The organism is Achromobacter sp. MYb9 (assembly GCF_002975275.1).
In the GTDB taxonomy this organism is placed as follows: domain Bacteria; phylum Pseudomonadota; class Gammaproteobacteria; order Burkholderiales; family Burkholderiaceae_B; genus Achromobacter.
The window spans coordinates 1-21,306 of record NZ_PCOQ01000035.1; the positions used below are offsets into that span (position 1 = coordinate 1).

Below are 21,306 nucleotides of genomic sequence, written 5' to 3' on the forward strand. Positions count from 1 at the left end.
TCGTGGGCGCGCGCCACCCACCCGACCCCGGCGGCGAGCGTCCCACGAAGATCCAACGCACACCCCACGAAGATCCAACGCACACCCCACGAAGATCCAACGCAAGCCCCAAGAAGACCCAAAGCCCCTCCGAGCCCCCGCCCCCTACCTCGAATAAGCAGAAAACTTAGATTTAGAAATCGAAGTCGCCGCCACCTGCACATGCGGCGCCAACTCTGCCTCTACCCGCGCCACGGTCCACCTAGTAGTCGGCACAGAAATATTGATCGCCGCCACCGCCAACCCCCGATGATCGATCACTGGCGCCGCTACCGAAATATCCCCCAGCACCGTCTCGTTCACGATAATCGCGTAACCCTTTTCCGCTACCCGTTGCACGCGGTCCAGCAGCTTGTCGGGGTTCACCTCGGTATAGGGCGTAATCGGTTCCAGCCTTGTTTGCGCCAGGATCTCGCGGCGGTGTTCGTCCGACAGCCGCGACAGGATCGCCGTGCCTGACGCCGTGAAAAACGCCGGCAGGCGGCTGCCCACCGCGATATCCACGTTTACCAGATGGTGGCCTGGAAAGCGGGCCACGAACACAATCTCGTGACCGTCCAGCTCTTGCAGATTCGTCGTCTCGCCCAGCGTCCGGCTGATGTCCAGCAGATATGGCGACGCCTTGTCGATCAGCTCGTTCGCACGCACATAGTTGTACGAAAACTGCAGCACCTTCGGCGTCAGGCCGTAATTGCGCGTATCCGGAATGCGGCGCAGATAGCCCAGCGTTTCCAGCGTATAGACCAGGCGCTGCGTCGCGCTGCGGTCCAGTCCGGATGCGCGCGCGATATCGGCCAGCGTCATATGGCGTTTCGAACCATCGAACGCATGCAGCACCTGAAAGGCTTTTTCAGTGGAACCGACAAACAGCGAAGACCGGGTCTCGGTCGGCGCCTGCGGTTTTTCCGTGTCGTCAGGGGTAGCTTTGCGCACAGGGAACAGCCTATTGAGTTCTAGGGATGCCGCGCAAGAATCAACGCGACGGGGGTAATGCCGGCCCCTCATCGCGTATCGCGCTTAATGTAATTGTAATTCAATTATTAATAGCAAATATCAATTACTTCCAGCGCTTTGTCAGCCCTGCGTTTCCAGCGGCACCCCTGGCTGCGAGGCAGACCGGGTGCCCGGCACCGGATGGCAGGACTGTGGGTGATAGGTATGCACCACAGACAGTTTCACGCGGTCGCTGCGGTTGCCTTGGGCCGCGTGCAACGTGCGGCAGTGAAAGAACACCACATCTCCCGCCTCCAGTTCCGGGCAGACCGCCCGCGCGATCCAGTCCGCGTTCTGCGGCGCGTCGTCGCGGAAGAATTTCTGGCCATCAAACTGATCAGCCGTAAACGCCGCCGCGTGCGACCCCGGAATGAACGACAGCCCGCCGTTCTCGCGCTTTTCAGGGCCCAAGGCCAGCCAACAGGACACCAGGTCCGTATCCGAAAACGACCAATAACGAATGTCCTGATGCCAGCCCGTCAGGCTGCCGTAGGCCGGATGCTTGGTCATCACGCAATTGTGGTGCACGGTCGACAGCACGGCCGGCTCGCTGAAATAGCGGGCCAGCCACTGGCCGATGCCGGGGTCCGTCGCCCATTGGGCAAACAAGGGGTCGCGCGCATAGGCGCTGAGCAGACGGCGCACGGTCAGCCCGCCTTCCGCGGCGCGCGACTCGGGCGCGCCGGGGTAGCGCAGATCGGCTTCGTATTCGATGGGGGCCACGTGCTCGCGCAAATGGCGTTCGGCCAGCGCGCGCAGCGCCGCTACCCGCTCGGCGTCCACGAATTGGCGCGCCACCACAAACCCCTGCTTGCGCAGGACGGCTATCTGATCATCAGGCAGTAACCCGGACATCTCGATCCTCACACCCCGCGGCGGTTGCGAAGCGTCTGCGTGCGGGGCAGGCGCGTACCGGTCAGGCGCCGGTATACGCGGGGATGGCTAGATTACCAAAGCGCCGCGCGCGCCGGCGTCAGGTGGACGGTGTTTTTTCGGCTGGCGGGGCAATCGGGGGATGCAGCCGGGCCGCGTCGCGTTCCTGCACTTCGTGGTGCACCCATTCGCGCCACACGGCCACCAGCAAGGCCATTAGCACCGGGCCCACGAACAGCCCCACGATGCCCATGGTCTTCACGCCGCCCACCAGCCCGAAGAACGTGGGCAGGAACGGCAGCTTGACCGGTCCGCCCACCAGGCGCGGACGCAGGGTCTTGTCGACGATGAAGAGTTCGACACTGCCCCAGACCATCAGCGCGATGCCCGCCACCAGATGGCCGGAGCCCACCAGGTACAGCGACACCAGCGTGAACGACAAGGGCGCGCCGCCGGGAATCAGTGCCATGAAGCCCGTGACCACGCCCAGCAGCACTGGCGACGGCACGCCCGCCACCCAGTAGGCGATACCCAGCACCAGGCCTTCCCCCAACGCGATCAGGCCCATGCCGGTGACGGTGGAATTGATGGTGGCCGGCACCACGCGCGAAAAGCGCTGCCAGCGCGCCGGCAGGATGCGCTCGCCCAGCACGTCCAGCTGGGCGACCATGCGGATGCCGTCCTTGTAGACGAAGAACAGCGTGATCAGCATGAACAGCACGGTCAGCAGCAACTGGAACACGTTGCCCGTGGCCGCCAGCACCATGCGGTAGATATTGCCCAGATGTTCGCCGCTGACGGCTTCGACCAGCGCGCCCAGCGCGTGGGGCTGGCCGATATACGATTCCCAATATTGGCCCAGGCGCTCGCCCACGACGGGCATGGACGTGATCCAGTTGGGCACGGCCACGCCGTGGCGGTTGGCCGCGATGGCCCAGGCGAAAAAGGTACTGGCTTCCTTGATGGCGTAGGACAGCGCCAAGGTCATCGGCACGATCAGCACCACGACGACCACCAGCAGCGCCAGCGATGCCGCGACCGCCGTGCGGCCGCCGCAGCGCCGGACCAGACGCTGGTACAAGGGCCAACTGGCCAGGCCGATGATCAGCGCGGCAAGCGCGGGAACGAGAAAACCGCTAAGGAAGTAAACCCCTGCCAATAAGACAAGCAGCAGCAGCCAACGGGCGATCAGGTAAGCGGGTAGAACAGGCTGCATAGAGCGGATCGACAGTAAGGGCGTTGTAGGCTTTGACTGTCGGACTATACAGACGTTTCAAGAAATACGAGGGACGCAAGCCCTGTATTTACTACGGGGTTTCCCGTGGTTTTCCCGGCGTGGCGGCCCGGTCGGCCCGCCACGCCCACCGCTTACAAGGCGTATTCGGCGGCCTCTTCGCGCGCGCTGCGGCGACGCGGCGGCGTCGTTTGCAGCCGTGCGGGTTCGGTCTGGGGCTGGGGCTGCGCCAGGGTCATCGCGCTGGGCATGCCCAGTTGGCGCTGGAAGACGCCGCACGAGCTGGCGGCCGGATCGGTTTCATCGCGGCCACTGAGCAACGGGCAACCGGCAAACAATTCCGCTACCCAATCGGTGAAGGCGCGCACCTTGGGCGATAGCTGGCGGCTTTGCGGATACAGCACGGAAATTGCCGTGGAGCTGGGTTTCCACTGCGGCAGGATTTCGATCAGTTCACCGGATTGCAAGTGCGGCAGCGCCATATAGCGGGCCACCTGGATCAGGCCGAAGCCCTTCAGGCCGCAGTCCAGGTAGGCGCCGGCTTCGTTCACCGCCACCGTGCCCTTCATGTCCACTTCCTGGTGCTTGCCGTCGACCTTGAAATCCCAGGTGCAGTTACGGCCCGTGCGGCTCATGAAGTAGTGCACCGCGTGGTGGTCGCGCAACGATTCGATGGTTTGCGGCATGCCGTGGCGCGCCACATAGGTGGGCGAGGCACAGGTGACGGTCTGCAAGGTGCCGATGCGTCGCGCAACCAGACTGGAATCTTCCAGGTCGCCGGCGCGGATCACGCAGTCAACGGCCTCTTGCACCATATCCACGGGACGGTCGCCCAGGCCAAGCACCAGCTCGACGTCGGGGTATTTGTCGTGGAAATCACACAATGCGGGAATCAGGATCAGCCGCCCGATGCAGGTCGGGACGTCGATGCGCAGCCGCCCTTTCAGGCGCAGCGCCGCTTCCTGGAAACAGGCCTCGGTTTCTTCGACGTCCGCCAGGATGCGCACGCAATGCTGGTAATAGCCCGCGCCGTCCGGCGTCAGGCCGATACGGCGCGTGGTGCGATTGAGCAGGCGCACGCCCAGCAGGCGTTCGAGGTTCTGGATGATGGTGGTGACGGTGGTGCGCGGAAGCGAGAGGCTGTCGGCCGCCCGAGTGAAGCTATTGGCGTCCACGACGCGCACAAACACCTGCATAGCCTGAAAACGGTCCATGGCGACGGTGTCCTTTTGGGCAAATAAGTCGGGGTGAACGGAGCATAACCCGATTTCGCCGCTGATTAGTCATTTCTGTCGAACAGTGTTGCCGAGATAGACATGTTTATCCGGCCCCACAAAACACTCAGAATGCAAACCATCTTGAAGTGCCCTTGCCTCCCGGCGCCTCCACAGGGCATGTCAATCCTCAACTTCCGCCACCGCAGTGACTCCGCCCCGCCAAGGCGCCACTGCCCGGGAATCGCAACCCTGTTGCATGCTGCATTGCAGCATATGCATATATCCCGCGGACGTTAAGGACTGCCATGCCCCGGACTGCCGGAGCCGCCTCCGCCCCAGGCTCAAACAAGCGCGCTTTCGCCCCTATACCACTCAAGGAAACATCATGGTTTCGCGCAATCGTATCGCTATGCTCGTCGTCTTTGCAGCCGTTCTCGCGGCCGGAGGCGGCTATGCCCTGACCCGGGGCCCCGCCGGCGGCAATGTCGCCATGGCGCAAGGCGCCCCCGCCGCCACGCCCGTCGAGGTGGCCGAAGTCGTCACCAAGACCATCGTGGACTGGCAGCGTTATTCCGGCCGCCTGGAAGCCATCGACCGCGTCGACATCCGCCCGCTGGTGTCCGGCACGCTGACGCAAGTGCATTTCCAGGACGGCAGCATCGTCAAGAAGGGCGACCTGCTCTTCACCATCGATCCGCGCCCCTACGTGGCTGAAGTGGACCGCGCCGCCGCCGCCCTGACGGCCGCAAAGGCCCGCGCGTCCTACACCGCCACGGAACTGGCCCGCGGCCAGCGCCTGCTGGCGGACAACGCCATCGCCCGCCGCGACTTCGAGGAAAAGCAGAACGCCGCGCGCGAAGCCGCCGCCAACCTGCAAGGCGCGCAAGCCGCGCTGGACTCCGCCAAGTTGAACCTGGGCTACACGCGCATCGAAGCCCCGGTGGCCGGCCGCGTCTCGCGCGCTGAAGTCACCGTGGGCAACGTGGTCGCCGCCGGCGCCGCGTCGGTGCCGCTGACGAGGCTGGTGTCGGTGGCGAAGATGTACGCATCGTTCGACGTGGACGAACAAACCTTCCTTAGGTATGTGAACCCGGCGCGCAACGGCCGCGCAGGTTCGGTGCCGGTCGAACTGGGCCTGGCCAACGAGGAAGGCTATTCGCGCACCGGCTTCGTGCAATCCGTGGACAACCGCCTGGACGCGACGTCGGGCACGATCCGCGTGCGCGCCGAATTCGACAACGCCGACGGTTCGCTCTTGCCCGGCCTGTATGCCCGCGTCCGCCTGGGCGGCAGCGACCCGCGTTCGGCCGTACTGATCGACGAACGCGCCATCGGCACCGACCAGGACAAGCGCTACGTGCTGGTACTGGACGACAAGAACCACGCCGTCTACCGCCAGGTGAAGCTGGGCGCCAACCAGGAAGGCCTGCGCGTCATCGATACCGGCTTGGCCGCGGGTGAACGCATCGTCGTCAATGGCCTGCAACGCATCCGCCCCGGCGACGCCGTGGCCCCGACCGTCGTGCCCATGGTTGCCGCCAAGGCTGCCCCGGTCAAGACCGCCGCAGCCGAGCTGAAGTAAGGCCTGCGCGTCTACAGAGAACGTTCATGAATATCTCAAAGTTCTTCATCGACCGGCCGATTTTCGCCGGCGTGTTGTCCATCCTGGTCTTGCTGGCTGGCTTGCTGGCCATGTTCCAGCTGCCCATTTCCGAATATCCGGAAGTCGTGCCGCCGTCGGTGGTGGTGCGCGCCCAATACCCGGGCGCCAACCCCAAGGTCATCGCCGAAACCGTTGCCTCGCCGCTGGAAGAATCCATCAACGGCGTGGAAGACATGCTGTACATGCAGTCGCAGGCCAATAGCGACGGCAACCTGACGCTGACGGTCAACTTCAAGCTGGGCGTGGACCCGGACAAGGCGCAGCAGCTGGTGCAGAACCGCGTGTCGCAAGCGCTGCCGCGCCTGCCGCCCGACGTGCAGCGCCTGGGCGTGACGACGGCCAAGAGTTCGCCCACGCTGACGCTGGTCGTGCACCTGATCTCGCCCAATGACCGCTACGACATCACCTATCTGCGCAACTACGCGATCCTGAACGTCAAGGATCGTCTGGCCCGCATCACGGGCGTGGGCGAAGTGACGGTGTGGGGCTCGGGCAACTACTCGATGCGCGTCTGGCTGGACCCGCAAAAGGTCGCCCAGCGCGGCATGACCGCGTCGGAAGTGGTCGCCGCCATCCGCGAGCAAAACGTCCAGGTCGCCGCCGGCGTGATCGGCGCATCGCCCACGCAAGGCGACGTGCCGCTGCAACTGAACGTGAATGCGCGTGGCCGCCTGCAAAGCGAGGAAGAGTTCAAGGACATCATCCTGAAGACCTCGCCCGACGGCGCCGTGACCTACCTGTCCGACGTCGCCCGCGTGGAGCTGGATGCGCAGGAATACGGTTTGCGTTCGCTGCTGGACAACAAGCAGGCGGTGGGCATGGGCATCATGCAGTCGCCGGGCGCGAACGCGCTGGACGTCTCCAGCAAAGTGCGCGCCGCCATGGCCGAGTTGTCGCAAGACTTTCCGCCGGGCGTGGAATACCGCATCGAATACGACCCCACGCAGTTCGTGCGGTCCAGTATCGAAGCCGTGGTGCACACGCTGCTGGAAGCCATCGCGCTGGTCGTGCTGGTGGTGATCCTGTTCCTGCAAACGTGGCGCGCATCGATCATCCCGCTGCTTGCCGTGCCTGTGTCCATCGTGGGTACGTTCGCGCTGCTGCTGGTGTTCGGCTATTCCATCAACGCCTTGTCGCTGTTCGGGATGGTGCTTGCCATCGGGATCGTGGTGGACGATGCGATCGTGGTGGTGGAAAACGTGGAACGCAACATCGCGGCGGGCTTGAGTCCACGCGACGCGACCTACCGCGCCATGCGTGAAGTCAGCGGCCCCATCATCGCTATCGCGTTGACGCTGTGCGCCGTGTTCGTGCCGCTGGCCTTCATGACGGGCCTGACCGGCCAGTTCTACAAGCAGTTCGCCATGACCATCGCTATCTCGACGGTGATCTCGGCCTTTAACTCGTTGACCTTGTCGCCCGCGCTGTCGGCCCTGCTGCTGAAAAGCCATCACGACAAGCAGGACTGGCTGACCCGTGGCATGAACCGCGTCTTCGGCCGCTTCTTCAACTGGTTCAACAACATGTTCGGCCGCGCGTCCGAGTCCTACGGCACGGGCGTGTCCGGCGTGATCCGCCGCAAGGCCGGTGCGATGGGCGTGTACGCGGTGCTGGTGGCCGCCACCATCGGCGTGTCGTACCTGGTGCCCGGCGGCTTCGTGCCCGCGCAGGACAAGCAGTACCTGATCGGCTTCACGCAGTTGCCCAACGGCGCGTCGCTGGACCGCACGGAAGCGGTGATCCGCCGCATGAGCGACATCGCCCTGAAGGAACCTGGCGTGCAATCCGCCATCGCCTTCCCGGGCCTGTCGATCAACGGCTTCACCAACAGCTCCAGCGCCGGTATCGTGTTCGTGACGCTCAAGCCCTTTGATGAACGCAAGGGCGCCGCGCTCTCGGGCAACGCCATCGCCGCCTCGCTGAACCAGAAGTTCGCGACGATCCAGGACTCGTTCATTGCCGTGTTCCCGCCGCCGCCCGTGATGGGTTTGGGCACGCTGGGCGGCTTCAAGCTGCAACTGGAAGACCGCGCCGCGCTGGGCTATGCCGAACTGGACAAGGCCAAGCAGGCGTTCCTGGAAAAGGCGCGTCAAACGCCTGAACTGGGCCCGTCGTTCTCCAGCTACGAGATCAACGTGCCGCAGCTGGACGTGGATCTGGACCGTGTGAAGGCCAAGCAGCTGGGTGTGCCGGTGACGGAAGTGTTCGACACCATGCAGATCTACCTGGGTTCGATGTACGTGAACGACTTCAACCGCTTCGGCCGGGTGTTCCAGGTGCGTGCGCAAGCCGATGCGCCGTTCCGCGCCCACGCCGACGACATCCTGCAACTGAAGACCCGCAATGCCGCGGGCGACATGGTGCCGCTGTCGTCGCTGGTGACGGTCAAGCAGACCTTCGGGCCTGAAATGGTGGTGCGCTACAACGGCTACACGGCCGCCGACATCAACGGCGGACCGGCGCCCGGCTTCTCGTCCGACCAGGCGCAAGCCGCGGCCGAACGTGTCGCCGCCGAAACGCTGCCGCGCGGTGTGAAGTTCGAATGGACCGACCTGACGTATCAGCAGATTCTGGCGGGCAATGCCGGCTTGTGGGTGTTCCCGATCAGCGTGCTGCTGGTGTTCCTGGTGCTGGCCGCGCTGTATGAAAGCCTGACCTTGCCGCTGGCCGTGATCCTGATCGTGCCGATGAGCATCCTGGCCGCGCTGACGGGCGTCTACCTGACGGGCAACGACAACAACATCTTCACGCAGATCGGCTTGATGGTGCTGGTGGGGCTGTCTGCGAAGAACGCGATTCTGATCGTGGAGTTCGCCCGCGAGCTTGAAATGAGCGGCCGCACGCCGCTGGAAGCCGCCATCGAAGCCAGCCGCCTGCGTCTGCGCCCGATCTTGATGACGTCCATCGCGTTCATCATGGGCGTGGTGCCGCTGGTGCTGTCGTCCGGCGCCGGTTCCGAAATGCGCCATGCCATGGGCGTGGCGGTGTTCTTCGGGATGTTGGGCGTGACGTTGTTCGGCCTGTTCCTGACGCCGGTGTTCTACGTGCTGCTGCGTTCGCTGGGCGGCAAGCCGCTGCACTCGGCGGCCCCGCATGAAGCGCCGGAGTGCGCGCCGCACATCGACACGAATGCGCCGCCCGCCACGCAGCCCCACGCTTGAGGCCGGCAGACCCACAGAGAAGCCAGCGCGCCTTGCCCCTGCGGGCGGGGCGCGCGACAAAGAGAATTCATCATGATCCAAAGACTGACCCGCGGTTCCGCCCTGCTTGCCGTCCTGCTTGTGCTGGCCGGCTGCGCGGTGGGCCCCACCTACGAAAAGCCGTCCGCCGCCGCGCCGGCGGCCTTCAAGGAAGCCGCCCTGCCTGCATCCGAAGCCGGCACCTGGAAGCCCGCAGAGCCGTCTGAAGACGCGCTGCGCGGCGCCTGGTGGAAGGTGTTCGGCGACGACGGCCTGAACCAATTGCAGGAAGAAGCGCAACAGGCCAACCAGAACCTGCAAGCCGCCGCCGCCCGCCTGGCGCAATCGCGCGCGCTGCAACGCGAGGCCCGCGCCGGCTTCTTCCCCACGCTGGATGCGGCCTTCGGCCCTAACCGCCAACGCCCCTCGGCCGTGTCGCAAGGGCTGCCGGACGGCACGTCCACTAATCCGGTGACGACGTGGCGCGCCCAAGGCGCGGTGTCGTATGAAGCCGACCTGTTCGGCCGCGTGGCATCCACCGCCGACGCCGCCACCGCCGACGCCCAGCAAAGCGAGGCCCTGTACCGGTCGGTGCTGCTGGCCCTGCAGGCCGACGTTGCCACTACGTACTTCCTGGTGCGCGAGCAGGACGCGGAATCGCAGCTGTATAACCAGACGGTGAAGCTGCGCACCGACACCCTGCAATTGATCCAGCGCCGCTACGACGCGGGCGACATCAGCGAATTGGACCTGGCGCGCGCCAAGGCCGAGCTGGCATCCGCGCAATCGGAAGCCCTGGGCATCGACCGCCGCCGCGCCACGACCGAACACGCGCTGGCCGTGCTGCTGGGCCGCGCCCCGTCCGATTTCACGATGCCGCCGCAGCCGATCCAGAAGGTCGCGCTGTCCATCCCCGCCGGTCTGCCGTCGACGCTGCTGGAACGCCGCCCCGACATCGCTGCCGCGGAACGCGCGATGGCCGCCGCCAACGCCCGTGTCGGCGCGGCCAAGTCCGCGTTCTTCCCGCGCCTGGACATCACCGGCGCCTTCGGCTATGAGTCGTCCGACCTGGGTAACCTGTTCCAGTGGTCCAGCCGCACCTTCCTGCTGGGCCCGCTGGTCGGCGCCGCGCTGTCGATGCCCATCTTCGACGGCGGCCGCCGCCAGGCCGGCCTGGACCGCGCCCGCGCCGTCTACGAGGAAGACGTCGCCGTCTACCGCCAGACCGTGCTGAACGCGTTCCGCGAAGTCGAAGACAACCTGGCGAACCTGCGCATCCTGGCGGACCAGACCAAGGCGCAAGACGCCGCCGTCGAAGCCTCGGCCCGCGCCGCCAAGCTGTCGCACACGCAGTACCGCGAAGGCTCGATCAGCTACCTGGACGTGATCGAAGCCGATCGCAGCGTCCTGCTGCAACAACGCGTCGCCGTGCAATTGAGCGGCGAGCAGGCGCGCTCGGCGGTAGGCCTGATCCGCGCAATCGGCGGCGGCTGGGAAAATCCGGTTCCGCCGGAAACCGTGGCGGCCAAGTAGCCAGCAGGCTGGGTGTAGCGCGCAATGCGCTACACCCTTGCGCCAACGTCCATCGCGCGGCCGGCCGGGCGGCCGGCCGGCCGGCCGCCTTAAGAACCGCCCCTACCCCCGACGATCGAGATACCGCCTTCCCACCCGATACCCCACGAACACAAAAAACGCTCCGCTGTTCGCCACTAACCAAGCCCCCAATCCACCCAGCAGCGCCACCACCGGCCCCACGGCCCGCACATCCCCCTGCGTCCACGCGATCAGCCCCAGGCCGCCCACCGCCACCCACCCGATCGCCAGCCACTTCACCACCACCAGCCCGGCGGACCGCCCCGCCATCAGCATCACCACCCCGATCGACAACGCCAGCGCCGTCGCCGCGCACACCGCCACCAGGGCGAATGCCGCCCAGGCCGCGCCGGCCACGCTAAGCAGCAGGCTCAGCACTTCGATTCCCACGCCCAGGCCGCCGGTCATCACCAGCACCGACAACGCCAACGGCGACCACATACCCGGCGGGGTCCGCCGGGCGTCCATGTCGGCCAGGAACCGATGCATGGCCACCGACGTGGCCGGATCGACGCCGCCCGCCAACGCCGCCTCCACCCGGCGGCACTGTGCGATCAACGCATTCAAGCCCGTGCCGGAAGCAGGCATCACGGCCTTGTCACGCCGGGTGCGTGTTCCGACACGGTGTTGCGCAAGGCCGCCATCGCTTCCTGCACCGCCAGGGGCCTGAAGGCGTCTTCGCGCCAGTACATCGCCACGGATCCGAAGCCGGAAAGCCGCATCGGGATGATCCGCATCGCCCGCATCTGTGAAAACCGCAGCGCCGCGCGATGCGACGCCACGCCGATCATGTCGCTGTTGTTGATCAGCGTGAGGTTGATCGTGACTGAGTTCGACTCAACATGGTCCGCCGGCGGCGCCTGCCCCGCCGCCGCCAACGCGGCGTCCACGGCATTGCGGATGGGCGTGCCCTTGGGCCACAGGATCCAGCGGTACGACAACAGGTCCTGCCAACCGGGTTGCTCGATGGCGAAGAGCGGATGGCGCGGACGCGCCACCAGGTGGATCGGTTCCAGGTACAAGGCTTCGAACCGGATCGCGGGGTCATGGTGTTCGGGCGCCGAGCGTCCCACCACGATGTCGAGGTCTCCCTGGGCCAGTTGCGCCAGCAGGCGGTCCGTCGTGCCCTCGACGAGTTTCACGCGCGCTTGCGGCATGCGTTCCAGCAGCTTCATCACCGCCAGCGGCACCGTATCGGACGCCGACGCGCCCGATGCGCCAATCACCACGCGGCCCCCGCCGCCTTCACGCAGCGCGGCCATGTCGGCGCTGGCGCGGTCCAGCTGCGATTCCACACGCTGCGCATGAGCGATCAGCACATCGCCATGCGGGGTTGGGCGCAAGCCGCGCGCGTGACGCTCGAACAGCGGCAGGCCGATATCGTCTTCCAGGTCTTTCAGCCATTTGGACAACCCCGGCTGCGTGGTGTTGAGCATCGCGGCCGAATGGCTGATGTTGCGGGTCTGCGCCAGACTGAGCAGCATCTTCAAATTGCGCAGCCGCAGGCGGTGAGTCCAGTCCATGCGGGCCCTCGTTGGAAGGAGGTTTGTCTCGTATGTATATTGTTATTCGTATGGATAATAAGATAATTTCATTATTAAACACATAGCTGCCTGCGCATAATCGTCTCCATACCCGGACCAGCCGCGACCCACGCGGCGGCCACCCGTAGAAGCCGGCAATAGCCGGACATACCGGAGACAACCATGCCCGACGGCCACACCGCCGGCGCCGATCACGCTGCCGACCGCAGCGCTGATCGCGCAGCCTATTACACGCGCATCGCCAAGAAGCACATGGCTCCCTTGTGGGAGTCCCTGCACAACCTGGTACCCCGCCAGCCCGCCCCTCGCTGCGTGCCCGCCCTGTGGAAGTACGACGACGTGCGCGACGACGTGATGGCGTCCGGCTCGCTGATCACCGCGGAAGAAGCCGTGCGCCGCGTGCTGATCCTTGAAAATCCCGGGCTGCCGGGCCAAGCCAGCATCACGCAGAGCCTGTACGCCGGCCTGCAATTGATTCTGCCTGGCGAGATCGCCCCCAGCCATCGCCACACGCAGTCAGCGCTGCGCTTCATCGTGGAAGGACGCGGCGCCTACACGGCGGTGAACGGCGAGCGCACCACCATGCACCCGGGCGACTTCATCATCACGCCGTCCTGGACCTGGCACGACCACGGCAATGCCGAAACCGCGGAAGGCGGGGAACCCGTCGTGTGGCTGGACGGCCTGGACATCCCGCTGCTACGGTTCCTGGACGCCGGCTTCGCCGAAAACTATCCCCAGGCCACGCAGCCCGTCACCCGGCCCGAGGGCGACAGCATGGCCCGTTTCGGACACAACATGGCGCCCGTGCGCCATCAGGCCACAAGCGGCACCTCGCCCATCTTCAACTACCCCTACGAACGCAGCCGCGAGGCGCTGGACGCCTTGTACCGCCACGGGGAACTGGATCCCTGGGACGGCGTGAAGCTGCGTTACCTGAACCCTGCCACGGGCGGCTACCCCATGCCGACGATGGCCACGTTCATGCAACTGCTGCCCGCCGGCTTCCAGGGCAAGACGTACCGCAGCACCGACTCCACGGTCTACAGCGTGGTGGAAGGGCGTGGCACGGCGCGCATCGGCGACCAGGAATTCCACTTCGGCCCGCGCGACGTCTTCGTCGCCCCGTCCTGGCTGCCCGTGCAACTTGCCGCGCTGGAAGACGCCACGCTGTTCAGCTATTCGGACCGCCCCGTGCAGGACGCGCTGGGCCTGTGGCGCGAAGAACGCATCGCCTGATCGGGCGCCGCGCGACCCATTCCGATTTTCCCAACCCCCGTATCCCAAGGGTGATCCATGTCTTTCGTGTTTGCTCCCGCCGCTCCTGTCGCCGTGCCCATCGCTGGCAGCCAGGATGCCTTCCCCGTCCGCCGCGTGTACTGCGTAGGCCGCAACTACGCCGCCCACGCCCGCGAAATGGGCTTCGATCCCGACCGTGAACCGCCCTTCTTCTTCTGCAAGCCGGCCGACGCGGTCGTGCCGGTCGCCGACGGCCAAACGCTGGACCTGCCCTACCCGCCCGAAACCGCCAACCTGCATTACGAGATCGAACTGGTCGCGGCCATCGGCAAGGGCGGCGACCATATCGCGGTGGACGACGCACTGGCGCACGTCTGGGGCTATGCCGTGGGCCTGGACATGACGCGGCGCGACTTGCAGATGAAAATGCGTGAAGCCGGCCGCCCGTGGGAACTGGGCAAGGCCTTCGACCACAGCGCGCCCATCGGCCCGCTGCACCCCGCCGGGTCGGTCAACGGCATCGGCCAGGCCGCCATCTGGCTACAGGTCAACGGCGCCGACAAGCAACGCAGCGACATCGGCAAGCTGATCTGGTCCATCGCCGAAACCATCTCCTATCTGTCCAGGTACTTCCGCCTGGAAGCCGGCGACCTGATCTACACCGGCACGCCCGAAGGCGTGGGGCCCGTGGTGCGCGGCGACACGATGGTGGGCGGCGTCGACGGCCTGGGCACGCTCAGCGTGCGGATGGTGTAGCCATGCGATACGACACCGATGTGATCATCGTGGGCGCCGGAGTCGGTGGCCTGGTGTTGGCGCTAAGCCTGCATCAGGCCGGCATCGCGTGCCGCGTCTACGAAGCCGTGTCCGAGATCAAGCCGCTGGGCGTTGGCATCAACCTGCTGCCGCATGCCACCCGCGAACTGGACGAGCTGGGTCTGCTGCCCGCGCTGGACGCAATTGCCGTGCGTACGCGCGAATCCGTGTTCTATACCCGCCACGGCCAGTTCATCTACGGCGAGCCCGCCGGCCTGGACGCCGGCTACGACTGGCCGCAATACTCCATCCATCGCGGCGATCTGCAAATGGTGCTGCTGGCGGCCGTGCGGCAACGCCTGGGCGACGGTTGCGTGACGGTCAATGCCCGCTGCACCGGCGTGGAGCAAGATGCCGACACCGTGACGGCGCGCTTCCAGGACAACGACGGCAATGCGCTGGCCCCCGTGCGCGGACGCATCGCGGTCGGCTGCGATGGCATCCACTCGGTGCTGCGCAAGCAGCTCTATCCGCAAGAAGGCGCGCCCCGCTATTCCGGCGTGAACATGTGGCGCGGCACCACACGATGCAAGCCGTTCCTGTCCGGCGCCAGCATGGTCCGGGCGGGCTGGCTGTCGACCGGAAAAATGGTCATCTATCCCATCCGCGACAACATCGACGCCAACGGCAACCAGCTGGTGAACTGGGTGGCCGAGATCGAAGCCGCCGAACCCGCCGTTCGCGACTGGAACCGCAGCGGCCGGCTTGAGGATTTCTTTCCCGCGTTCGCCGATTGGCATTTCGATTGGCTGGATGTCGCGCGCCTGATCCAGGACGCCGACGCCATTCTGGAATATCCGATGGTGGACCAGGACCCGCTGCCCACCTGGACGAAAGGCCGCATGACCTTGCTGGGCGACGCCGCGCACCCGATGGTGCCCCGTGGCTCGAACGGCGCGGGCCAGGCGGTGATAGACGCCCGCTATCTGACGGGCCAGTTAAAGCGCCAGGGGCTCATCCCCGACGCGTTGCAGGCCTATGACCGCGCCCGGGTAGAGGCCACCACCCGCGTGGTCCTGACCAACCGCAGCAATCCGCCCGACGCCATCCTGCGCGAGGTGCATGAACGTTCCGCCGACCGTCCGTACACGCGCATCGAAGACGTGATCAGCCGCGATGAACTTGAGAGCATCTCGCGGCGCTACAAGCAGGTGGCCGGTTTCGACCCCCAGGCGCTGAAAGCCCGGGCATCCTACGTATAGCGCGACCCGGCGCGGCCTGGGCCGCCGTCGACATCAAGCCGGCGCATGACCGGCAACAGCAACTGGAGACAAACCATGTGCAAGTTCATCCGCCTTCTTGGCGCCGCGGCGCTGGCGCTTGCGGCCGCGGCCAGCCACGCGGCATGGCCCGAACGGCCCATCACGCTGGTGGTTCCGTTCACGCCGGGCACCGGCATCGACTTGATCGCCCGCCAACTGGCGGCAAGCCTTCCCCAAACGCTGGGGCAGCCCGTCGTGGTGGAGAATCTTGCCGGCGCCAGCGGCAACATCGGCAGCGAAAAAGCCGCACGCGCCGAGGCCGACGGCTACACCTTTCTGGTGACGGTGAATACGTTCGTCATGAACGCCAGCCTCTACAAGGGCAAGCTAAGGTTCGATCCGCAGAAGGACTTTGCGCCAGTCGGCCTGACGTCCTGGGGTTCGCTGCTGCTGGTCACGCATCCGTCCAACCCCGCCAATACCGTCGATGACGTGGTGCGCGCGGCCAGCGCCGCCCCGGGCAAACTCAGCTACGGCACGCCCGGCGTGGGCACGCCGCATCACCTCTCGATGGCGCTGTTCCTGGACCGCACCCACGCCACCATGCTGCACGTGCCTTACAAGGGCACGGCGGGCGCCGTCACCGACATGCTCGGTGGCCGCCTGGACTACATGTTTCTGCCGGTGCACGTGGCGCTGCCGCAAATCAAGGCTGGCAAGCTGAAAGTGATTGCCACGGGCAGCCCGAAGCGCCTGCCGCAATTGCCGGACACGCCCACGCTGACGGAAGCCGGCCTGCAAGGCGCCGACGTGGACATGTGGTACGGCGTGCTGGCGCCCAAGGGCACGCCGCCCGCCATCGTCGACCGCATGAACCGGGAAATCAACGCCATCCTGAAGACGCCGGCCACGGCCACCGCCTTTGATGCGCACGGCATGGTCCCCGCGACGTCCACGCCCGCCGATTTTGGCGCCCTGATCGCTCGTGACGCCAAGCGCTGGGACGACGTTGTCGCGCGCACCGGCATCACGGCCGAATAGGGCCATTCCTCGACTTTCCGCCCCTACCGACGCACAACCCATGCAACTCCACAGCTTCTTCAATAGCTCGACGTCCTACCGCGTGCGCATCGCGCTGGCGCTCAAGGGCCTGCCTTACACGTATCTGCCCGTGAACCTGCGCCGGCAGGAACAACGCGCCGCCGACTATGTGGCGCAGAACCCGTCGGCGGGCGTGCCGCTGCTGGCCGACGGCGATATCCGGCTGTCGCAATCGCTTGCCATCATCGACTACCTGGACGCCACGCATCCCGAGCCGCGCCTGATCCCGGCCGACGTCCTGGCCCGCGCACGCGTGCTGGAATTGTCCGACGCCATTTCCTGCGACATCCACCCCGTCAACAACATGCGCATCCTGCGTTATCTGCAAGACGTGCTGGGTGCAACCGACGAACAGAAGAACGCCTGGTACCACCACTGGATCCGCGAAGGCCTGACCGCGGTCGAGGAACTGCTGGCGCGCCACGGGCATGGCGCCTATTGCTTCGGCGACGCACCCACGCTGGCCGATTGCTGCCTGGTGCCGCAAGTGGCCAACGCGCAGCGAATGGGCTGCGACCTGGCCGCCTACCCGCGCATCCTGCGCATCTTCGACCATTGCAACGCGCAGCCCGCCTTCCAGCAAGCCGCGCCCACGCGCCAACCCGACTACACCCAATGACGACGCCAATGCAAGAACCCGACACCCACGGCGCGCCGCTGCGCGAATACACCGACCCGGACTACCGACCGCTATGCGCCAACCTGGCCGAGGTGCGCGCCAACATCGACCGGCTGGACGACGAAATCGTGCGCCTGATCGCCGAGCGCGCCATGTACGTGAAAGACGCCGCGCGCTTCAAGCGCGATGCGTTCCAGGTCAGCGCGCCCGCGCGCCAGGCTCAGGTGTTCGACAAGGCGCGCGCGCTGGCGCAACGGCACAACCCAGGCTTCGCCAACCTTGAAGCGGTCGTCGACGCGGCCTACCGCGCGATGGTCGCCGCGTTCATCGCCAACGAACAAACCTATTTCAACAGCATGAAAGACGTGGGAGACGCGCATGAATAAGCTCCGTTCGCTGACGCTGGCCCGTCGCGTGGCGGCGCGCGCCCTGATGGGGCTGGCCGCCGCCGCGCCGCTGACCTCGGCGCTTGCCGCCGATGCGTGGCCCACGCAACCGCTCAAAGCCATCGTGCCCTTCGGACCCGGGTCCAGTCCCGATCAGGTCGCCCGCATCGTCGGCGAAAAGGCGGGCGCCATCCTGGGCCAGACCATCGTCATCGAAAACAAGCCGGGCGCCAGCGGCAACATCGGCACCTTCGCCATCGCCAACGCCAAGCCCGACGGCTACACCTTCGGCGTATCCATCACCGGCCCGCTGGTGAACAACACGCTGTTGTTCGACAAGTTGCCGTATGCGCCGGCGACCGACCTGTCACCGCTGACACTGGCCGTGCACCAGCCCAACGTGCTGGTCGTGCCCGCGTCGGCCGGGATCGGCAATGTCGGCCAGTTGCTGGATGCGCTGAAGCGGAATCCGGACAAATACAACTTTCCGTCGCCCGGGGCAGGCACCGTATCGCACTTGGCCGTAGAACTACTGCTGCAGCAGATCGGCGCGCGCGCCACGCACGTGCCCTACCCCTCGTCGCCCGCCGCGCTGACTTCGCTGTTGTCGGGCGATACGCAGTTCGCGGCGCTACCCCCCATCGCCGTCATGCCGATGGTGAAAGACGGGCGGCTGAAGGCCCTGGCCGTCACCTCGTCCAAGCGTTCCGCGCTGCTGCCGGACATCCCGACACTGGCTGAAGTGGGCGTGCCGGGTATCGAGGGATCCGCGTGGATCGGCTTCGTGGTGTCGTCCAAGGTGCCGGCCGACATCCAGAAGAAGCTGTCGGATGCGCTGATCCAGGCCATCCGCGACCCGGAAGTCGCCAAGCGGCTGCAAACGCCGTTCATGGATCCGGTCGGCAGCACGCCGGCCGAGTTCCGCGCCTACATGGACGACGAACTGAAGCGCTGGGCCCCCCTGATCAAGAAGCTGGGCATCAAAGGCCAGTGAGCCGCCACGCAAGCAAGGAGAATCGAATGGTCATCAACGAACCCGCGCGCCAGGTCCCGCTCTACGGCGAGTACGACGTCGTGGTGCTGGGCGGCGGCCCCGCCGGCGTGCTGGCGGCCGCCAGCGCCGCGCGCAACGGCGCCCGCGTCCTGCTGGCGGAACGCTACGGCTTCCTGGGCGGCATGGGCACGGCGGCAGGCGTGTCGAACTTCTGCGGCCTGCATGCCAACATCCATGGCGACATCCGGCAAGTGGTGCATGGCATGACCAACGACCTGCTTGACCGCATGCGCGCCATGGACGGCTTGAACGACCCCCATCTGATCCTGGGCAAGATCCACGCCCAGGCCTATGACATATCGGCCTTCAAGTGCGCGGCGGACGGCCTGGTGCAAGATAGCGGCGCACAGGTGTTGTTCCACGCGCTGGCTACCGGTCTGACGCGCGCCGAAGATGGCCGCGTGGACGCGTTGTTCCTGGAAACCAAATCCGGCCGCTGCGCCGTGCGCGCCAAGGTGTTCATCGACTGTTCGGGCGATGCCGACATTGCGAAATGGGGCGGCCTGCCCTTCGAAAAGGGGGATGAGCACGGCCATATGCTCTACCCCACCCTGATGTTCAAGGTGGGCAATGTGGACGGCGCGCGCGCCCAGGAAGCCTGGAAGACCATCCCCGTCTTGATGGACCAGGCCGCGGCCAGCGGTGAATTCACGTTCCCGCGCCGGGGCGCCATCGTGCGTCCGCAAAAGCACGACTACGAATGGCGCGTCAACGTCACGCAACTGGCCAATGCCGACGGCAGCGCGGCCGATGGCACCGACGCCGGCTCGCTGTCCGCCGGCGAACTGGAAGGCCGCCGCCAGATCGTGCAATACCTGGCGTTCCTGCGCGCCAAGGTGCCGGGATTCGAGAACGCGTATGTGCTGGACATCGCGCCGCAGCTGGGCATTCGCGAAACCCGCCGCATCGTCGGCGAAGCCGTGCTGACCAAGGAACACGTGCTGGGTTGCGCCGACTTTGACGACAGCATTGGCGTGAACGGCTGGCCATTGGAAATGCACACGGCAGGCGATGTGCAATGGCTGTGGCCGCCCATTCCCGAATCGCGCGGCTACAACCAGCTGCCGTTCCGCATGATGGTGCCCAAGCGCGGCCCCGGCGTCGCGGACAACGTGTTGGTGGCGGGACGCTGCGCATCGATGACGCACGAAGGCCAGTCGGCCGCGCGTGTCAGCGGCAGCTGCTTCGTCATGGGAGAAGCGGCGGGCACCGCGGCAGCGATGGCCCTGCGCGCCGATATCGCGCCCGCCGACGTGCCCATCGCGGCCTTGCAGGCCCAGTTGAAGCGGCAAGGCGCCTTCCTGGGCGGCCAGGAATGACGGGCCACGGAGAACAACCATGAACACGTCCACGACAACCACTCAGGCAACCCGATCCGTCATCGTGGTGGGCGGCGGCATCGGCGGCCTGGCCGCCGCGCTGGCGCTGACCCGGCAAGGCATCGCAGTGCAACTGCTGGAGCAGGCCGCGCATATCGGCGAGATCGGCGCCGGCATCCAGTTGGGGCCCAACGCCTTCGCGGCGCTGGACGCCTTGGGCGTCGGACAGACGGCGCGCACGCGCGCGGTCTTCACCGATCACATCATCATGATGGATGCGGTCGACGCCCGGGAAGTCGTGCGCATCGACACGGGCGACGCGTTCCGAACGCGCTTCGGCGGCCCATACGCCGTGATCCATCGCGCCGACATCCACCTGTCCATCCTGGAAGCCGTGCAGCAGAACCCGCTGATCCGCTTTCGCACGTCCACCCAGATCGCGGGCATGTCGCAAGACGGCAGCAGCGTCGAGGTTACCGATACCGAGGGCAACCGCTACCGCGCGGATGCCGTGGTGGGCGCGGACGGCGTCAAATCGGTGATCCGCGAACGCACGGTGGGCGACCCCGCGCGCGTGACCGGCCACGTCGTCTATCGGGCGGTGGTCGAACGCGACAACATGCCCGAAGAGCTGCGCATCAACGCGCCCGTGCTGTGGGCCGGCCCGCATTGCCATCTGGTGCACTACCCCTTGCGCGGCGGCCAGCAGTACAACCTGGTCGTCACCTTCCACAGCCGCGAGCAAGAGGAATGGGGCGTGCGCGAAGGCAGCAAGGAAGAAGTGCTGTCGTACTTCCAGGGCATCCATCCGCGCCCGCACCAGATGCTGGATCGCCCCACATCCTGGAAGCGCTGGGCCACCGCCGACCGCGAACCGGTCGAACACTGGGGCCAGGGCCGCGTGACCTTGCTGGGCGATGCCGCCCATCCCATGACGCAATACATGGCCCAGGGCGCGTGCATGGCGCTGGAAGACGCGGTGACGCTGGGCCAGGCCGTGCGGCATTGCGGACACGACCTGGAGGCCGCCTTTCGCCTTTACGAATCGGTCCGCATCCCGCGCAGCGCGCGCGTGGTCTGGTCCACCCGGGAAATGGGCCGGCTCTATCACGCGCGGGGCGTCGAACGCACCGTGCGCAACCTGCTGTGGACCGGCCGCAGCCAGTCCCAGTTCTATGACGCGTTGCAGTGGCTGTACGGTTGGAAGGTGGAAAACTGCCTCACGGCGGCATAAC

General features: G+C 66.2%; 18 protein-coding genes. 12 read left to right on the forward strand and 6 right to left on the reverse strand.

Annotated features, from left to right (window positions below; all coding sequences use genetic code 11):
• Positions 1-144: 144 nt before the first annotated feature.
• The 4 genes from CQ050_RS28805 to CQ050_RS28820 form a co-directional block, all read right to left on the reverse strand.
• On the reverse strand, positions 145-972 hold the full coding sequence (locus tag CQ050_RS28805) for an IclR family transcriptional regulator (RefSeq protein ID WP_105560256.1): 828 nt from the start codon (positions 970-972) through the stop codon (positions 145-147).
• Between the two features lie 141 nt (positions 973-1,113).
• Positions 1,114-1,887, reverse strand: a complete 774-nt coding sequence (locus tag CQ050_RS28810; RefSeq protein ID WP_105560257.1) for a phytanoyl-CoA dioxygenase family protein — start codon at positions 1,885-1,887, stop codon at positions 1,114-1,116.
• Positions 1,888-2,005: 118 nt separating this feature from the next.
• Complete coding sequence (locus CQ050_RS28815; protein WP_105560258.1) at positions 2,006-3,121, reverse strand: AI-2E family transporter; 1,116 nt, start codon at positions 3,119-3,121, stop codon at positions 2,006-2,008.
• 152 nt (positions 3,122-3,273) lie between these two features.
• Positions 3,274-4,353, reverse strand: coding sequence for a LysR family transcriptional regulator (locus CQ050_RS28820; RefSeq protein ID WP_105560259.1), 1,080 nt, complete (start codon positions 4,351-4,353; stop codon positions 3,274-3,276).
• Positions 4,354-4,741: 388 nt separating this feature from the next.
• Between CQ050_RS28820 and CQ050_RS28825 the strand changes: the two genes are divergently transcribed.
• The 3 genes from CQ050_RS28825 (at position 4,742) to CQ050_RS28835 (ending at position 10,731) form a co-directional block, all read left to right on the forward strand.
• On the forward strand, positions 4,742-5,938 hold the full coding sequence (locus tag CQ050_RS28825; protein ID WP_199196958.1) for an efflux RND transporter periplasmic adaptor subunit: 1,197 nt from the start codon (positions 4,742-4,744) through the stop codon (positions 5,936-5,938).
• A gap of 26 nt (positions 5,939-5,964) precedes the next feature.
• Entirely contained in the window at positions 5,965-9,180 is a 3,216-nt protein-coding gene (locus CQ050_RS28830; protein ID WP_105560260.1) for an efflux RND transporter permease subunit, read from the forward strand.
• 72 nt (positions 9,181-9,252) lie between these two features.
• Entirely contained in the window at positions 9,253-10,731 is a 1,479-nt protein-coding gene (locus CQ050_RS28835; RefSeq protein WP_105560261.1) for an efflux transporter outer membrane subunit, read from the forward strand.
• A gap of 102 nt (positions 10,732-10,833) precedes the next feature.
• Here the strand turns inward: CQ050_RS28835 and CQ050_RS28840 are convergent, their stop codons facing one another.
• Positions 10,834-11,379: a hypothetical protein gene (locus CQ050_RS28840; RefSeq protein ID WP_105560262.1), complete on the reverse strand. Its 546-nt coding sequence runs from the start codon at positions 11,377-11,379 to the stop codon at positions 10,834-10,836.
• Positions 11,379-12,314 carry a LysR family transcriptional regulator gene (locus CQ050_RS28845; protein ID WP_105560263.1) on the reverse strand — a complete coding sequence of 312 codons (936 nt, stop codon included), beginning with the start codon at positions 12,312-12,314 and terminating at the stop codon, positions 11,379-11,381. The genes CQ050_RS28840 and CQ050_RS28845 overlap by 1 nt, the downstream gene beginning before the upstream one ends.
• Before the next feature lie 183 nt (positions 12,315-12,497).
• Between CQ050_RS28845 and gtdA the strand changes: the two genes are divergently transcribed.
• From gtdA to CQ050_RS28890, 9 genes are all read left to right on the forward strand, one after another.
• On the forward strand, positions 12,498-13,574 hold the full coding sequence (gene gtdA / locus CQ050_RS28850; RefSeq protein ID WP_105560264.1) for a gentisate 1,2-dioxygenase: 1,077 nt from the start codon (positions 12,498-12,500) through the stop codon (positions 13,572-13,574).
• A 57-nt stretch (positions 13,575-13,631) separates the two neighbouring features.
• Positions 13,632-14,330: a fumarylacetoacetate hydrolase family protein gene (locus tag CQ050_RS28855; protein ID WP_105560265.1), complete on the forward strand. Its 699-nt coding sequence runs from the start codon at positions 13,632-13,634 to the stop codon at positions 14,328-14,330.
• A 2-nt stretch (positions 14,331-14,332) separates the two neighbouring features.
• The gene (locus CQ050_RS28860) at positions 14,333-15,592 is read left to right on the forward strand and encodes a flavin-dependent oxidoreductase (protein ID WP_105560266.1); all 1,260 of its coding nucleotides are present in this window, start codon (positions 14,333-14,335) and stop codon (positions 15,590-15,592) included.
• 75 nt (positions 15,593-15,667) lie between these two features.
• Positions 15,668-16,633: a tripartite tricarboxylate transporter substrate binding protein gene (locus CQ050_RS28865; RefSeq protein WP_105560267.1), complete on the forward strand. Its 966-nt coding sequence runs from the start codon at positions 15,668-15,670 to the stop codon at positions 16,631-16,633.
• 40 nt (positions 16,634-16,673) lie between these two features.
• The gene (maiA, locus tag CQ050_RS28870; RefSeq protein WP_105560268.1) at positions 16,674-17,312 is read left to right on the forward strand and encodes a maleylacetoacetate isomerase; all 639 of its coding nucleotides are present in this window, start codon (positions 16,674-16,676) and stop codon (positions 17,310-17,312) included.
• Positions 17,313-17,320: 8 nt separating this feature from the next.
• A complete protein-coding gene (locus CQ050_RS28875; protein WP_369869004.1) occupies positions 17,321-17,698 on the forward strand; it encodes a chorismate mutase in 378 nt (125 codons plus the stop codon).
• Positions 17,691-18,692, forward strand: coding sequence for a tripartite tricarboxylate transporter substrate binding protein (locus CQ050_RS28880; protein WP_105560270.1), 1,002 nt, complete (start codon positions 17,691-17,693; stop codon positions 18,690-18,692). Before CQ050_RS28875 ends, CQ050_RS28880 begins: the two co-directional genes overlap by 8 nt.
• A gap of 26 nt (positions 18,693-18,718) precedes the next feature.
• Positions 18,719-20,071, forward strand: coding sequence for an FAD-dependent oxidoreductase (locus CQ050_RS28885; RefSeq protein ID WP_105560271.1), 1,353 nt, complete (start codon positions 18,719-18,721; stop codon positions 20,069-20,071).
• A gap of 19 nt (positions 20,072-20,090) precedes the next feature.
• Positions 20,091-21,305 (forward strand): 3-hydroxybenzoate 6-monooxygenase, encoded by a 1,215-nt coding sequence (locus CQ050_RS28890; protein WP_105560272.1) that lies wholly within the window; start codon positions 20,091-20,093, stop codon positions 21,303-21,305.
• The last annotated feature ends 1 nt before the right edge of the window (position 21,306 follow it).

Coding starts and splice junctions, on each gene's coding strand:
- CQ050_RS28810 (WP_105560257.1), bottom strand. CDS start 1,887: ATGTCCGGGTTACTGCCTGATGATCAGATAGCCGTCCTGCGCAAGCAG.
- CQ050_RS28815 (WP_105560258.1), bottom strand. CDS start 3,121: ATGCAGCCTGTTCTACCCGCTTACCTGATCGCCCGTTGGCTGCTGCTG.
- CQ050_RS28820 (WP_105560259.1), bottom strand. CDS start 4,353: ATGGACCGTTTTCAGGCTATGCAGGTGTTTGTGCGCGTCGTGGACGCC.
- CQ050_RS28825 (WP_199196958.1), top strand. CDS start 4,742: ATGGTTTCGCGCAATCGTATCGCTATGCTCGTCGTCTTTGCAGCCGTT.
- CQ050_RS28830 (WP_105560260.1), top strand. CDS start 5,965: ATGAATATCTCAAAGTTCTTCATCGACCGGCCGATTTTCGCCGGCGTG.
- CQ050_RS28835 (WP_105560261.1), top strand. CDS start 9,253: ATGATCCAAAGACTGACCCGCGGTTCCGCCCTGCTTGCCGTCCTGCTT.
- CQ050_RS28840 (WP_105560262.1), bottom strand. CDS start 11,379: ATGCCTGCTTCCGGCACGGGCTTGAATGCGTTGATCGCACAGTGCCGC.
- CQ050_RS28845 (WP_105560263.1), bottom strand. CDS start 12,314: ATGGACTGGACTCACCGCCTGCGGCTGCGCAATTTGAAGATGCTGCTC.
- gtdA (WP_105560264.1), top strand. CDS start 12,498: ATGCCCGACGGCCACACCGCCGGCGCCGATCACGCTGCCGACCGCAGC.
- CQ050_RS28855 (WP_105560265.1), top strand. CDS start 13,632: ATGTCTTTCGTGTTTGCTCCCGCCGCTCCTGTCGCCGTGCCCATCGCT.
- CQ050_RS28860 (WP_105560266.1), top strand. CDS start 14,333: ATGCGATACGACACCGATGTGATCATCGTGGGCGCCGGAGTCGGTGGC.
- CQ050_RS28865 (WP_105560267.1), top strand. CDS start 15,668: ATGTGCAAGTTCATCCGCCTTCTTGGCGCCGCGGCGCTGGCGCTTGCG.
- maiA (WP_105560268.1), top strand. CDS start 16,674: ATGCAACTCCACAGCTTCTTCAATAGCTCGACGTCCTACCGCGTGCGC.
- CQ050_RS28875 (WP_369869004.1), top strand. CDS start 17,321: ATGCAAGAACCCGACACCCACGGCGCGCCGCTGCGCGAATACACCGAC.
- CQ050_RS28880 (WP_105560270.1), top strand. CDS start 17,691: ATGAATAAGCTCCGTTCGCTGACGCTGGCCCGTCGCGTGGCGGCGCGC.
- CQ050_RS28885 (WP_105560271.1), top strand. CDS start 18,719: ATGGTCATCAACGAACCCGCGCGCCAGGTCCCGCTCTACGGCGAGTAC.
- CQ050_RS28890 (WP_105560272.1), top strand. CDS start 20,091: ATGAACACGTCCACGACAACCACTCAGGCAACCCGATCCGTCATCGTG.